Raw genomic sequence first — 12313 nt, 5'->3', positions numbered from 1 at the left:
ACGAATTTTCACGCGCTTGGGCGATCGGCCTAGGCTGAAGCGGTGACGTTCAGCGGTTTCGGCGAGTACGCCATCGACTTCTACGACGGATTGGTCCTGGACAACTCGAAGGCGTACTGGGAAGACAACAAGGAGACTTACCTGCGGGACGTGCGGGCGCCGATGGAGGCGCTGCTGCGCGCGCTGGAGAAGGAGTTCGGCGAGGGGAAGGTGTTCCGGCCGTACCGCGACGTGCGGTTCGCCAAGGACAAGACGCCGTACAAGACGCATTGCGGCGGCGTCATCGAGAAGGGACGCGGCGGCGGCGCGTACTACGTGCAGCTCAGCCCCGAGGGCCTGATGACCGGCGGTGGCTCGTTCCACATGGCCCCTGACCAGCTCGCCCGCTACCGCGCCTCGGTCGGCGCGCACGGCGTCCTGCTGCGCGGGATCGTCGACAAGCTGGTGAAGCAGGGCTGGCGGCTGGCCGGTGACGTGATGAGGTCCAAGCCGCGCGGGTTCGCCGACGACCACCCGCACCTCGACCTGCTCCGGCACCGCTCGATCTACGTGCGCAAGGTCTGGGAGCCCGACGACGTGCTGCACGAGCCGGGGTGCCTGGACCGGGTGCGCAAGTCGTGGCGGCAGCTCAGGGACCTCAACGCGTGGTGCGAGGACCACGTCGGCGTGAGCGAATCCAGGTCGCGATAGCCCAGCCGAGCGCGATGCCGGCGACGTCCACCAGCGCGTCGAGCACGTCGCCGCTGCGCCGCAGCGGCGTGACGACCTGCTGGAGCACCTCCGAGACACCCGCGTAGACCACCAGCAGCGGCAAAATGCGAGGAATCTTCGCGTAAAGGCCGGTGAGGGCGAGCAACGCGAACAACGCCGCGTGCACGACCTTGTCCGTACCAGGCGGCGCGGTCGGCACACCTGACTCCGGGGTGAACAGAACGACGACACTGAGCAACGCCGCGATCACGAATGGCAGCACTCGACCCATTGGCAGAACATTACCGAGGAGTAGTTCGGGATCGGTCCAGGACGGAGGGCTAGTCTCTCTAGACGTGAGTCGACGCGCAAAGATCGTCTGTACCCTCGGTCCCGCCACTGGCACGCCGGACAAGATCCGCGACCTGGTAGCGGCCGGTATGGACGTGGCCAGGATGAACTTCAGCCACGGCAGCCATGCCGACCACAAGCAGGTCTACGACATGGTCCGCGCGGCAGCCGACGAGTCCGGCCGCGCCGTGGGCATCCTCGCCGACCTCCAGGGCCCCAAGATCCGGCTCGGCCGGTTCGCGGCGGGTCCTGTCGACTGGAACACCGGCGACATCGTCCGCATCACCGTCGAGGACGTCGAGGGCACGCACGACCGCGTGTCGACGACGTACAAGGAGCTCGCGAAGGACGCCAAGGTCGGCGACCGCCTGCTCGTGGACGACGGCAAGGTCGGCCTCGTGGTCGTCGACGTCGAGGGCTCCGACGTCGTGTGCGAGGTCACCGAGGGTGGACCCGTCAGCAACAACAAGGGCCTCTCGCTGCCCGGCATGGACGTGTCCGTGCCCGCGCTCTCCGAGAAGGACATCGAGGACCTCGAGTTCGCGCTCTCGCTGGGCGTGGACTTCATCGCACTGTCGTTCGTCCGCTCGCCCGCCGACATCGACCTGGTCCACCAGGTGATGGACCGCTCGGGCGGCAAGCGCCTCCCGGTGATCGCGAAGATCGAGAAGCCGGAGGCCGTCGACAACCTCGAGGCCATCGTGCTGGCCTTCGACGGCGTCATGGTCGCCCGCGGCGACCTGGGCGTCGAGCTGCCGCTCGAGCACGTGCCGCTGGTGCAGAAGCGCGCGATCCAGATCGCCCGCGAGAACGCCAAGCCGGTCATCGTCGCGACCCAGATGCTCGACTCGATGATCACCAACTCCCGCCCGACCCGCGCCGAGACGTCCGACGTCGCGAACGCGGTGCTCGACGGTGCGGACGCCCTGATGCTCTCGGGTGAGACCTCGGTCGGCCGCTACGCCATCGAGTCGGTCAAGACCATGGGCCGCATCATCGAGGCCGTCGAGACCGAGTCGACCGTCGTGCCGCCGCTGACGCACGTCCCGCGCACCAAGCGCGGCGTGATCTCCTACGCGGCCCGCGACATCGGCGAGCGCCTCAACGCCAAGGCCCTGGTCGCGTTCACACAGTCCGGCGACACGGTCCGCCGCCTGGCGCGCCTGCACACGCACCTGCCGCTGCTGGCCTTCACGCCGGAGCCGGCGGTGCGCTCGCAGCTGTCGCTGACGTGGGGCACCGAGACCTTCCTCGTGCCCAAGGTGGAGTCCACCGACGAGATGGTCCGCCAGGTCGACACGGCCATGCTGGAGATCGGCCGCTACCAGGCGGGCGACCTGATGGTCGTCGTCGCCGGCTCGCCTCCCGGCACCATCGGTTCGACGAACCTCATCCGGGTGCACCGGCTGGGCGAGGACGACCACGCGTAGTGGCTGGTCTCTCAGCCTGACACGTCGTGATGCCGGCCCCGCGCCCCTCATACTTGGTGTGAGGGGCGCGGGGCCGGTGCCGTGTCCGACGAAGGTGCAAGAGGGAGAGTTCTGCCGTGACTGAGGCCGCCCGTGCCGCTGCCGAGAGCCCGTCGGGCCTGAGCGGGCAATCCGCAGTGGACGACCTGGTCGCGTTGCTCGACCTGGAACGCATCGAGGAGAACATCTTCCGCGGTGTCTCGCCCGCCGAGTCGCCGGTGCGCGTCTTCGGCGGTCAGGTGGCGGGCCAGGCCCTGGTCGCCGCCGGCCGCACCGTCCCGGTGGAACGCCGGGTGCACTCGCTGCACTCGTACTTCATCCGCCCCGGCGACCCGCGCGTGCCGATCGTCTACGAGGTGGACCGCATCCGCGACGGCCGCTCGTTCACGACCCGCCGCGTCGTCGCCGTGCAGCACGGCAAGGCGATCTTCTCGCTGTCCGCGTCCTTCCAGGTGGAGGAGCAGGGCGTCGAGCACTCCTCGGAGATGCCCGCGGTGCCCGATCCCGAGTCCCTGCCGACGTGGGGCGAGTCCGTCGCCGGCTACTCGCTGGTGAACCTGAACTTCCCGCGCCCCATCGACGTCCGCTACGTGACCGAACCGCCGTGGGAGTCGCGTGAGGACGGTCCGGGTGAGGCGGCGTCACGGGTGTGGATGAAGGCCGACGGCAAGCTGCCGGACGACCCGATGCTGCAGCTCTGCGTCATGACCTACGCGTCCGACATGACCCTGCTGGACGGCGTTCTGGCGCGGCACGGCGTCTACTGGGGACTGGACAAGGTCCTCGGCGCCTCGCTGGACCACGCGATGTGGTTCCACCGGCCGTTCCGGGCCGACGAGTGGCTGCTGTACGACACGACCTCGCCGACCGCTTCCGGGAACCGGGGGCTGGCCACCGGCCGGTTCTTCACGCGGGCCGGGGAGCTGGTGGCGACGGTGGTGCAGGAAGGGCTGATCCGGGTGATCAAGCCTTCCGGCGCCGATGCGTAGGCCGTAGGCCCGCGGGCGGCGTCAGGGCCCGCGTCTCCACCCGTTCCAGCACCACCGAGCTGGTCAGGTTCCGCACCTCGGTCCGCGACGCGATCTTGTCCATCAGGAACGCCTGCAGGTGCGTCGAGTTCGCGACCGCGATGTGGATCAGGAAGTCGGCCTGCCCGGAGACGTGGAAGAGCGACCGCGTCTCCGGTTGCGCCATCACGAACGCGCGGAACGCCGCCACCACCGGCCGGGTGTGCGGCCGCACGTTCACCGAGATCACGGCCTCCAGCGGCAGCCCGGTGGTCGCCGGGTCGACGACGGCGTGGCAGCCGGTGATCACGCCGAGTTCGCGCAGCCGCCGGACCCGCTGCAGGCACGACGACGGCGCCAGTCCGACGATCTCCGCCAGGGTCCTGTTCGGCAGCGTCGCGTCGTTCTGCAACTCCTCCAGGATGTGCCAGTCGACCGAATCCAGTTCGGCTTGTTCGCGCATGACCGAACATCGTACTGACCTGCTGGAACGAGCTCGAACGAGTGGCGGACGATCCGGCCATGCACATCGCGTGGACGTCGTTCCTGGCCGCTCTGCTGGTGATCATGGTCGTGCCGGGACCGGACTTCGTCCTGATCATGGGGAACGCGGTGCACAGCCTGCGCCGGGGCGTTCAGGCGGCGCTCGGGGTGGTGACCGGGTTGCTGGTCCACGCCACGCTCGCGACGGTCGGCCTCTCCGCGCTCGTGGCGGCGGCTCCGGCGGCGCTGTTCGCGGTCAAGGCGATCGGCGCGCTCTACCTCGCCTGGATCGGCTTCACGACGTTGCGGACGGCGAGCAAGCCGGCCGCCGGGCAGCGGCCCAGGGGCAACGCGTTCCTTCGTGGATTGCTGTGCGACCTGTTGAACCCCAAGGTGATGCTCACGTTCCTGAGCCTCGTCCCGCAGGCGATGGACCCGCACGCCGCGCCGCTCCCGCAGGCGGCGTTGCTCAGCGCGGTCACCGTCGGCGTGTTCGCGGCGTTCTGGGTCGTCGTCGTGCCGTCGGCGCGGCAGCTGGGCGGCCTGCTGAGCAGGCCGGGGGTGCGCACGACGTTCGAGCGGATCTGCGGGACCGCTCTCATCGGGATGGCGGCGTCAGTTCTCGCTGTCTGAGTCCCACGTGACGGTCAGCTCGTCGCGAGTCCCGAACCGGACCAGGTGCCGTTCCACGACGTCGCGCAAGCGGGCCACGTCCTCTTCCGACGACGACACCACGCGCATGACCAACGCGTCGTCCGAAGCCGTGAACTCGGCCAGGCCGAGGGAGAAGCGGACGAAACCGCGTCCGTCCTCCCAGGACCCCTCCAGGTCCTTGTGCGTGAAGTGCTTCACCAGCTGCGAGCCGTAGCGGGAGGCGCGGTCGGTCGCCGAGCGACCCACGCTCGTGAATTCCGTCATGAAGCCAAGTTACGCCTAGCTGTACGTACCGCGGAGTGATGCGGTTCACCTGGCAAAACGGAATATGAGAACACCCTGTGACACCTCGCGGAACGGCGAAGAACACGGCAGGCTGTCCGCTATGACGGAAGGCAAAGCACGTATCGCGGTCACCGGTCTCGCCACCATGGGCAGCAACCTCGCGCGCAACCTCGCGCGCCACGGTTTCAAGGTGGCCGTGCACAACCGGACGCCCGCGAAGATGAAGGCCCTGCTCGACGAGCACGGCCACGAGGGCGACTTCGTCGGCGCCGAGACGCTGCAGGAGCTGGTCGACAGCCTGCAGACGCCGCGCCAGATCATCATCATGGTCAAGGCGGGTGGCCCCACCGATGCCGTCATCGACGAGCTGAGCGGGCTGCTGGAGCCCGGCGACATGGTCATCGACGGCGGCAACGCGCACTTCAACGACACGCGCCGCCGTGAGGCCGCCCTGAAGGAGAAGGGGCTGCTGTTCGTCGGCGCCGGTATCTCCGGTGGCGAGGAGGGCGCGCTCAACGGCCCCAGCATCATGCCGGGCGGTCCCGCGGAGTCGTACAAGCACGTCGGTCCGGTCTTCGAGGAGATCGCGGCCAAGGTGGACGGTCAGCCGTGCTGCGTGCACGTCGGGCCGGATGGCGCCGGGCACTTCGTGAAGATGGTCCACAACGGCATCGAGTACGCCGACATGCAGCTCATCGCCGAGGCGTACGACCTGCTGAGCCGCATCGGCGGCCAGACGCCCGCCGAGATCTCCGAGGTCTTCACGCGGTGGAACTCGGGCGACCTGGAGTCGTACCTGGTCGAGATCACCGCCGAGGTGCTCAAGCACGTCGACGCCGACGGCACGCCGCTCGTGCAGGTCATCGAGGACGCGGCGGAGCAGAAGGGCACCGGCCGCTGGACCGTGCAGGAGGCGCTGGAGCTGGGCGTGCCGGTCACCGGCATCGCCGAGGCCGTGTTCGCGCGCAGCCTGAGCGGCCACACCGACCAGCGCAAGGCCGTGCGCGAGGCGTTCGGCGCCAGCGAGGTCGTCGCGAAGCCGGACGCCGAACTGGTCGAGGACGTGCGCCAGGCGCTGTACGCGTCGAAGGTCGTCGCGTACGCCCAGGGCTTCGACATGATGCGCGAGGCGTCGAAGAACTTCGGCTGGAACATCGACCTCGGCGCGATGGCGACGATCTGGCGTGGTGGCTGCATCATCCGCGCGCGTTTCCTCAACCGCATCCGCGAGGCCTACGACGCGAACCCGGACCTCGCCTCGCTGCTGGTGGACACCTACTTCCGCGACGCGGTGCAGAACGCGGAGGCCGCCTGGCGGCGTGTCGTGGTCCGCGCGGTGGAGTCCGGCGTGCCGACGCCGGGGTTCGTGTCCGCGCTGGCCTACTACGACGGCCTCCGCTCGGAGCGCCTGCCGGCCGCCCTGGTCCAGGGGCAGCGGGACTTCTTCGGCGCACACACGTACAGGCGCATCGACAGGACCGGTAGCTTCCACACTTTGTGGTCGGGCGACAGGTCTGAGGTGGAAGCGTGAAACTGCGAATTCTGGGGGTGGTCGTCGCGGCGACGGCGGGGTTGACCCTGACGTCGAGCGGCGGCGCGGTCGCCGGTGACAACGAGGCGCTCACCCGCGACCTCGACACGATCCTGGCCGACCCCGCGCTCACCGGCGCGGACGTCGGCCTGGTCGTGCGCGACGCGAACACCGGCGACGTCGTGTACAGCAGGACGAGCTCCCGCCGCCAGCAGGTCGCTTCGAACCTGAAGCTCCTCACGACGGCGGCGGCGCTGGACCTCCTCGGCCCGGACTTCCGGTGGAAGACCGAGCTGCTCTCCTCCGGCGCCCGCAGCGGCTCCACGTTGCAGGGCGACCTGGTCCTGCGCGGCAGCGGCGACCCGACGATGAGCAGGTCGAGGTACGCGGCGCTGGCGGCGGCGCTGAAGAACAGCGGTGTCACGAAGGTCAGCGGCTCGCTGGTCCTCGACGGCACCGCGTTCGACGCGCAGCCGTACGGTTCCGGCTGGGCGTGGGACGACGAGCCGTACTCCTACAGCGCGGAGACCTCCGCGCTGACGCTGTCGCCGGACGCGAAGTTCAGCGCCGGCACGGTGCTCGTGCGCGTCAAGCCGGGCGCCGCGGCGGGTGCCCCGGTCGTCGCCACGGTCGAACCGGCGAACGACGTCGTCCACGTGGTGAGCACGGCGACCACCGGCAGCGGTGGGGTCAGCGTCGAGCGGGACCACGGAACGAACATCATCAGGGTCAGCGGCTCGACGAACACCGAGACGGTGGCGCTGTCGACGGTGAAGGACCCGACGTCGGTGGTCTCGTCGGTGTTCCGCAACGCGTTGCGGGAGAACGGGATCGAGTTCACCGGAGACGTCCGCAGGTCGGCGGCTCCCTCCGGCGCGACGGTGGTCGCGTCGGACCAGTCGCAGTCGCTGGGCCAGCTCATCACGCCGCTGATGAAGGACAGCAACAACATGCTGGCCGAGGTGCTGGTCAAGTCGGCTGGCAGGTCGTTCACCAACGGCGTCAACCAGCTCAGCACCAAGTGGGCCGGTCTCGGCGTCGACCCGAACGCGGTCGAGGTCTTCGACGGCTCCGGCATGTCCCGGCTCGACCAGTTCTCGCCGGACGCGCTGGCGTCGATCCTGATCAAGGCGAAGACGAAGCCGTGGTTCGCCACGTGGCAGGCGTCGCTGCCGGTCGCCGGTGTCGACGGCACGCTGGTCAACCGCATGAGGAACACCCCGGCCGCGAACAACGTGAAGGCCAAGACCGGATCGCTCAGCGGCGTTTCGGCCCTGTCCGGCTACGTGCGGACGCAGGCCGGGCGTGATCTCGTGTTCTCGTTGGTGCAGAACAACGTGCTGCTGTTCAACAGCCCGAAGACCATCGAGGACAGGGTCGCCGTGCGCCTCGCCTCGGACGGCGGTGCCCAGGTGGCGGCACCCCAGGTCCAGACGGTCCCGCAGCAGCGCAAGGCGCCGGCGCAGGAACGCGCCAAGGTGCCCGCGCAGGAACGCTTCGACGTGGAGTGCTCCTGGATCGGCACCTGCTAGCCGCTCGTGAACGACACTGGAGCCGCCCTGGGATTCCGGGGCGGCTCCGGTGCTTCCTAGGCCGGTGAGCCCACCGGGTCCAGCCCGTTGCGGTCCGGGTCGACCAGGTAGACGCGGGCGTTCGAGATGTCGAAGTACATGCCCTTCAACGTCAGCGTGCCCGCGGCGATCGCCTCCCGCACGCTCGGGTAGCCGAGCAGGTTGTCGAGCTGCTGCGCCACGTTCACGACGGCCAGCCGGTCCGCCACCGGCAGGTCCGCGCAGCCGGACGACGCCGGCGCGTGGAACCGGATCAGCGACGGATCCGCGTTGCGCAGCCACGAGTGCAGGTGCGAGCCGCGCGGGGCGGAGCCCTGCACCAGCGCCTTCATCGCGCCGCAGTCGGAGTGCCCGCACACGACGATCGTGCTGACGTTCAGGATCCCGACGGCGTACTCGATCGCCGCCCCGACCGACCTGTCGTCCGCCGCCGGCGTCGGCACCAGGTTGCCGATGTTGCGCACGCAGAAGAGGTCGCCCGGCCCGGACGTGGTGATCAGGTTGGGCACCACGCGGGAGTCCGCGCAGGTGATGAAGAGCTGCTGCGGCCGCTGTCCCCGCACCGCGAGCTCGTGCAGGAACGGCCGCACCAGCGGCGCCGAGCGCCGCTCGAACTCGTGCATCCCCCGGATCATCGGATCGCTCTCGGCGGAGGACCGCTGGGCGGGCAGCGTCACCGCTTCCGGCGAGCTCTGCCAGTGCGACCACGGCGCGAACCAGCGCGGCAGCGGACCGGGCAACGTCTTGTGCCGCCCCGGTTCGCCCTGGCTCGCCCGGTCGTACCAGGTGTCGTGCACCTCGTCGACCTGCACGCGCCCGCCGAGCCGCTCGTAGCCCTCGCGCCAGTCGTTGATCGCCTCGTAGGACGCGTGGTCGAGGTAGTCGATGTGCAGCTCCAGCACCACGGTCTGGCCCAGCGGCAACCGCCGCAGCTCGCGCACGAGCCGCCCGACGCCCAGGAACACCAGCGATCCGCGCACGCACACCCGGTTGCCCTCGACCCGCACCGAGCAGTGCGTCAACCGGTACAACGCGCGCAGCAGCGCGATGGCCAGCCCGACGGCCACCCCCTCCAGCAGGCCGAAGAGGACGACGCCCAGCACGGTCGCCGCGTACACCAGGAACTCCCGGTGCTTCCACAGCGTCCGCATCCTGGCGGGCGACACGAGCTTCAGCCCGACGACGAACAGCACGCCCGCGAGCGCGGGCAGCGGGATGAGCTCCAGCGCGCTGCTGAACGCCAGCACGGCCACCGCGATCCACACGCCCTGCAGGATCGCGCTGTAGCGGGTCTTCGCGCCCGCGGCGACGTTGGTGGAGCTGCGCGCGAGCCCGCCGCTGATCGGCAGTCCGCCCAGCGCGCCCGCGAGCACGTTGCCGGTGCCCTGCGCGACGAGCTCCTTGTCGAGCCGGGCGCGCGGCCCGTCGTGCAGCCGGTCGGTCGCGACGGCCGAGAGCAACGACTCCATGCTCGCGATCAGCGCCACGGCGACGACGGCGGAGAGCACCGCGCCCGTGCTGCCCCGCGGCATCTCCGGGAACACCAGCGCGTGGCTGTCCGGCAGGTCGACCCGGGCGACGTCGAGGTGCAGCGCGTGCGCGAGCGCCGTGGCCGCGGCGACGGCGACCAACGGCGCGGGCACCACCGACACGCGGGGAATCCGGGGCCACAGCAGCAAAGCGCCGATCGCGACCGCCCCGGCCGCGAGCGAGCCGACGTTCGACCCGGCCAGCCGCGCGGGCAGCAGGGCGAGGTTCGCGGGCACGGTCGACTCGGCGGTGCCGCCCAGCACCACCACGAGCTGCCCGGCGGCGATGGAGATGCCGATGCCCGCGAGCATCCCGTGCACCACCGACGGCGACAGCGACAGCACCAGCCGGCTGATCCCGGTGAGCCCCAGCGCGATCTGGAGGACACCCGCGGCCAGGGTGATCGCCGCGGTGGCCGCCCAGCCGAACTGCGCCACCAGCCCGGCCACGACCACCACCAGCCCGGTGCCCGGGCCGCTGATCTGCAACGGCGCGCCGCTCAGCGCGCCGACGACCACACCGCCGATGATCGCCGAGATGATCCCGGCCATCAGCGGTGCGCCGGTGGCGTGCGCGATGCCGAGCGACAGCGGGATCGAGATGAGGAACAGCACGAAGCTCGCGGGCACGTCGTGCCTGAGGACCAGCGGTGGGCCGTGCGGGGTGTGCTCGCCGGCGTCGGACTTCTGCGGGTGGTTCACGACAACGTTCCTTTTCCTGGAATGACCCATGGCCCTGTGTGGCACCGGCGCAGGACGGCACGGGCACAGGGCGGGGAGGGAGTTGTGGAGGAGCGCTCTAGGGGCGCTCTAAGGGCAGCAGCCGGCGTGGCCGGACGGCGTCGAGCGCGTCGGCGCGGTCATGCGGGGTCGGCACGGGAACACCTCCGTGTCGGCACAGGCATCGGGTCGAGACAGGGCCGCGTGACCACCATGATGACGGCGGAACCGGTGCTGTGACAGATCTTTCAGCCAACCGTGTTGATCTTCGCTGCGGGCGTCACGCCCTGTGACGACGAAGGAGGGCCGGCTCCGGTCGGGGGGTGCGGAGCCGGCCCAAGTCGTGACAGTTCCGAGGAACTGTCGGGTTTCCCGGTTCAGCCGACCGAGCGCAGGTGCTTGCCGTGCGAAGTCTCCTGCCCGACCACGGTCAGGATCAGCTGCGCCGAGAGGTACGCACGGCACGGCGCGGGCATCCGCCGGGAGAACCAGCCGCGCCTGCAGGTGGCGCACCGGCCGTGCTCGTCGGGCTGGTGCTCGTCCAGCAGCGCCTTGACCACCGCGACCACTTTCGGCAGCTCTACCCTGGCGAGCACGAGGGCGGTCTGGTCGTCGCCGCGCTGGGCCAGGTCGGTGAGCGTGGCCAGGTGGGAGTGCAGCGACCTGTCCAGTTGGCTGAACACCGTGACGGCCATCAGGCTCAGAGCTCCAGTCCTTGCGTGAGCAACGCATGCAGCCTGTCGCGCGCTCCCTGCGATCTGCAAGTTGCAGTACACGAATGGATGACGTCCCTTTGCGACGCGCTCCTTTGCTCTCAAACTGAGACCGACCAGGAGGTGTGGATGCCACCCAGGAGGCGTCATGCGGGGTAGCAGCCCGACCCTGCGCAAGCGCCGGCTCGTGAGCGAGCTGCGGCGCCTGCGTGAAGCGGCCGAGCTGACGATCGACGAGGTGGGGGAGCGTCTGGAGTGCTCCGCCTCGAAGATCAGCCGCATCGAGACCGGGCGGGTGGGGGTGAGCCCGCGCGACGTGCGGGACATGCTCGCCGCCTACGGTGCGGACGCCGCCACCCTCGGTGAACTGGTCCAGCTGGCCAGGGAAGCCCGCCGCAAGGCGTGGTGGGACGAGTACGGCGACATCGTGCCCGGTCGTTACGTGGGGTACGAGGCCGACGCGGACTCGATCAGGACCTATCAAGGCCTGATGATCCCGGGCCTGCTGCAGTGCGAGGCGTACACGAGGTCGTTGATCTCCCGGGTGCTGCCGGACGCGAGCGGCCGGGAGATCGACCGGCGGGTCCGGTTGCGCAAGGCTCGGCAGGCCCTGCTGAGCGAGGACGACCCGTTGCGCCTGCACGTCGTGATCGACGAGGCCGCCCTGCGCAGGCTCGTCGGCGGCGTCGAGGTGATGCGCTGCCAGATGGCGCGTCTGCTCGATGTAGGTGCGATGCCGAACGTCACGATGCAGGTCGTGCCGTTCAGCGCCGGTGGTCACGCTGCGATGGACGGGCCGTTCGTCATCCTGAGCTTCCCCGAGCAGCTCGACCCCGACGTGGTGTACATCGAGACCACTAGAAGCGGCGTCTACTTGGAGCAGGCAAGTGACGTCAGTCGGTACGCCGAGGTGTACGAGCGCCTGGTGAGAACCGCCCTCAACCCGGCGGAGTCTGCATCCCTGATCACCGAAGTCGCTCGCACTCTCGCGTGACTCGAAACCGGGAGTGAGCACAGAGTGGAAAGCTTGAGTTGGCGCAAGAGCAGCCGTTCGTCCGCCAGTGGTCCTGACTGCGTGGAGATCGCGCTCGTCTCGTGCGGTGCGGCTGTCCGCGACAGCAAGAACGCGGACGGGGCGCGGCTGGAGTTCGGCGGCACCGGGTGGGAGACCTTCCTCCTCGCCGCGAAGACGGACTCTTTCGTCAGCTGATCGGCAGGTGGACGACGAGGCCCGGCTGGGAGACTTCCAGCCGGGCCTCGTCGCACGAGGGGACATGGGTCGGCCGGCGTTCCGCCGCCGCGGGCTGGAT

General features: G+C 69.8%; 13 protein-coding genes. 8 read left to right on the top strand and 5 right to left on the bottom strand.

Annotated elements, in window-relative coordinates:
- The first annotated feature begins 42 nt into the window (after nucleotides 1-42).
- Nucleotides 43-690 (top strand): DUF2461 domain-containing protein, encoded by a 648-nt coding sequence (locus BMW88_RS10805; protein WP_089950507.1) that lies wholly within the window; start codon nucleotides 43-45, stop codon nucleotides 688-690.
- Here BMW88_RS10805 and BMW88_RS10800 read toward each other — a convergent pair.
- Entirely contained in the window at nucleotides 638-982 is a 345-nt protein-coding gene (locus tag BMW88_RS10800; protein ID WP_089950506.1) for a VanZ family protein, read from the bottom strand. The two genes, BMW88_RS10805 and BMW88_RS10800, sit on opposite strands and share 53 nt — an antisense overlap.
- 64 nt (nucleotides 983-1046) lie before the next feature.
- Here BMW88_RS10800 and pyk point away from each other — a divergent pair, with 64 nt between their 5' ends.
- Complete coding sequence (pyk, locus tag BMW88_RS10795) at nucleotides 1047-2471, top strand: pyruvate kinase (protein ID WP_089950505.1); 1425 nt, start codon at nucleotides 1047-1049, stop codon at nucleotides 2469-2471.
- 116 nt (nucleotides 2472-2587) lie between these two features.
- Entirely contained in the window at nucleotides 2588-3499 is a 912-nt protein-coding gene (gene tesB, locus BMW88_RS10790) for an acyl-CoA thioesterase II (protein ID WP_089950504.1), read from the top strand.
- Here tesB and BMW88_RS10785 read toward each other — a convergent pair.
- A complete protein-coding gene (locus BMW88_RS10785; RefSeq protein ID WP_089950503.1) occupies nucleotides 3474-3980 on the bottom strand; it encodes an Lrp/AsnC family transcriptional regulator in 507 nt (168 codons plus the stop codon). The two genes, tesB and BMW88_RS10785, sit on opposite strands and share 26 nt — an antisense overlap.
- 59 nt (nucleotides 3981-4039) lie before the next feature.
- Here BMW88_RS10785 and BMW88_RS10780 point away from each other — a divergent pair, with 59 nt between their 5' ends.
- Nucleotides 4040-4633, top strand: coding sequence for a LysE family translocator (locus tag BMW88_RS10780; RefSeq protein WP_089950685.1), 594 nt, complete (start codon nucleotides 4040-4042; stop codon nucleotides 4631-4633).
- Here BMW88_RS10780 and BMW88_RS10775 read toward each other — a convergent pair.
- Nucleotides 4616-4918, bottom strand: coding sequence for a DUF2218 domain-containing protein (locus tag BMW88_RS10775; RefSeq protein ID WP_089950502.1), 303 nt, complete (start codon nucleotides 4916-4918; stop codon nucleotides 4616-4618). The genes BMW88_RS10780 and BMW88_RS10775 overlap by 18 nt on opposite strands.
- A gap of 121 nt (nucleotides 4919-5039) precedes the next feature.
- Between BMW88_RS10775 and gndA the strand changes: the two genes are divergently transcribed.
- Together gndA and dacB are read left to right on the top strand one after the other, a co-directional pair.
- Nucleotides 5040-6470 carry an NADP-dependent phosphogluconate dehydrogenase gene (gndA, locus tag BMW88_RS10770; RefSeq protein WP_089950501.1) on the top strand — a complete coding sequence of 477 codons (1431 nt, stop codon included), beginning with the start codon at nucleotides 5040-5042 and terminating at the stop codon, nucleotides 6468-6470.
- Nucleotides 6467-8002: a D-alanyl-D-alanine carboxypeptidase/D-alanyl-D-alanine endopeptidase gene (gene dacB, locus BMW88_RS10765; RefSeq protein ID WP_089950500.1), complete on the top strand. Its 1536-nt coding sequence runs from the start codon at nucleotides 6467-6469 to the stop codon at nucleotides 8000-8002. The genes gndA and dacB overlap by 4 nt, the downstream gene beginning before the upstream one ends.
- Before the next feature lie 56 nt (nucleotides 8003-8058).
- Here the strand turns inward: dacB and BMW88_RS10760 are convergent, their stop codons facing one another.
- Nucleotides 8059-10272, bottom strand: a complete 2214-nt coding sequence (locus BMW88_RS10760; RefSeq protein ID WP_089950499.1) for a SulP family inorganic anion transporter — start codon at nucleotides 10270-10272, stop codon at nucleotides 8059-8061.
- A gap of 395 nt (nucleotides 10273-10667) precedes the next feature.
- Nucleotides 10668-10985 (bottom strand): hypothetical protein, encoded by a 318-nt coding sequence (locus tag BMW88_RS10755; RefSeq protein WP_089950498.1) that lies wholly within the window; start codon nucleotides 10983-10985, stop codon nucleotides 10668-10670.
- 166 nt (nucleotides 10986-11151) lie between these two features.
- Between BMW88_RS10755 and BMW88_RS10750 the strand changes: the two genes are divergently transcribed.
- Together BMW88_RS10750 and BMW88_RS10745 are read left to right on the top strand one after the other, a co-directional pair.
- Nucleotides 11152-11997 carry a helix-turn-helix domain-containing protein gene (locus BMW88_RS10750; protein WP_089950497.1) on the top strand — a complete coding sequence of 282 codons (846 nt, stop codon included), beginning with the start codon at nucleotides 11152-11154 and terminating at the stop codon, nucleotides 11995-11997.
- 33 nt (nucleotides 11998-12030) lie between these two features.
- On the top strand, nucleotides 12031-12213 hold the full coding sequence (locus BMW88_RS10745) for a DUF397 domain-containing protein (protein WP_245777698.1): 183 nt from the start codon (nucleotides 12031-12033) through the stop codon (nucleotides 12211-12213).
- Nucleotides 12214-12313 lie beyond the last annotated feature (100 nt).

The sequence above is a fragment of the Lentzea xinjiangensis genome (assembly GCF_900110955.1).
GTDB lineage: Bacteria > Actinomycetota > Actinomycetes > Mycobacteriales > Pseudonocardiaceae > Lentzea > Lentzea xinjiangensis.
This window is presented reverse-complemented; position numbering and strand designations above follow the sequence as displayed.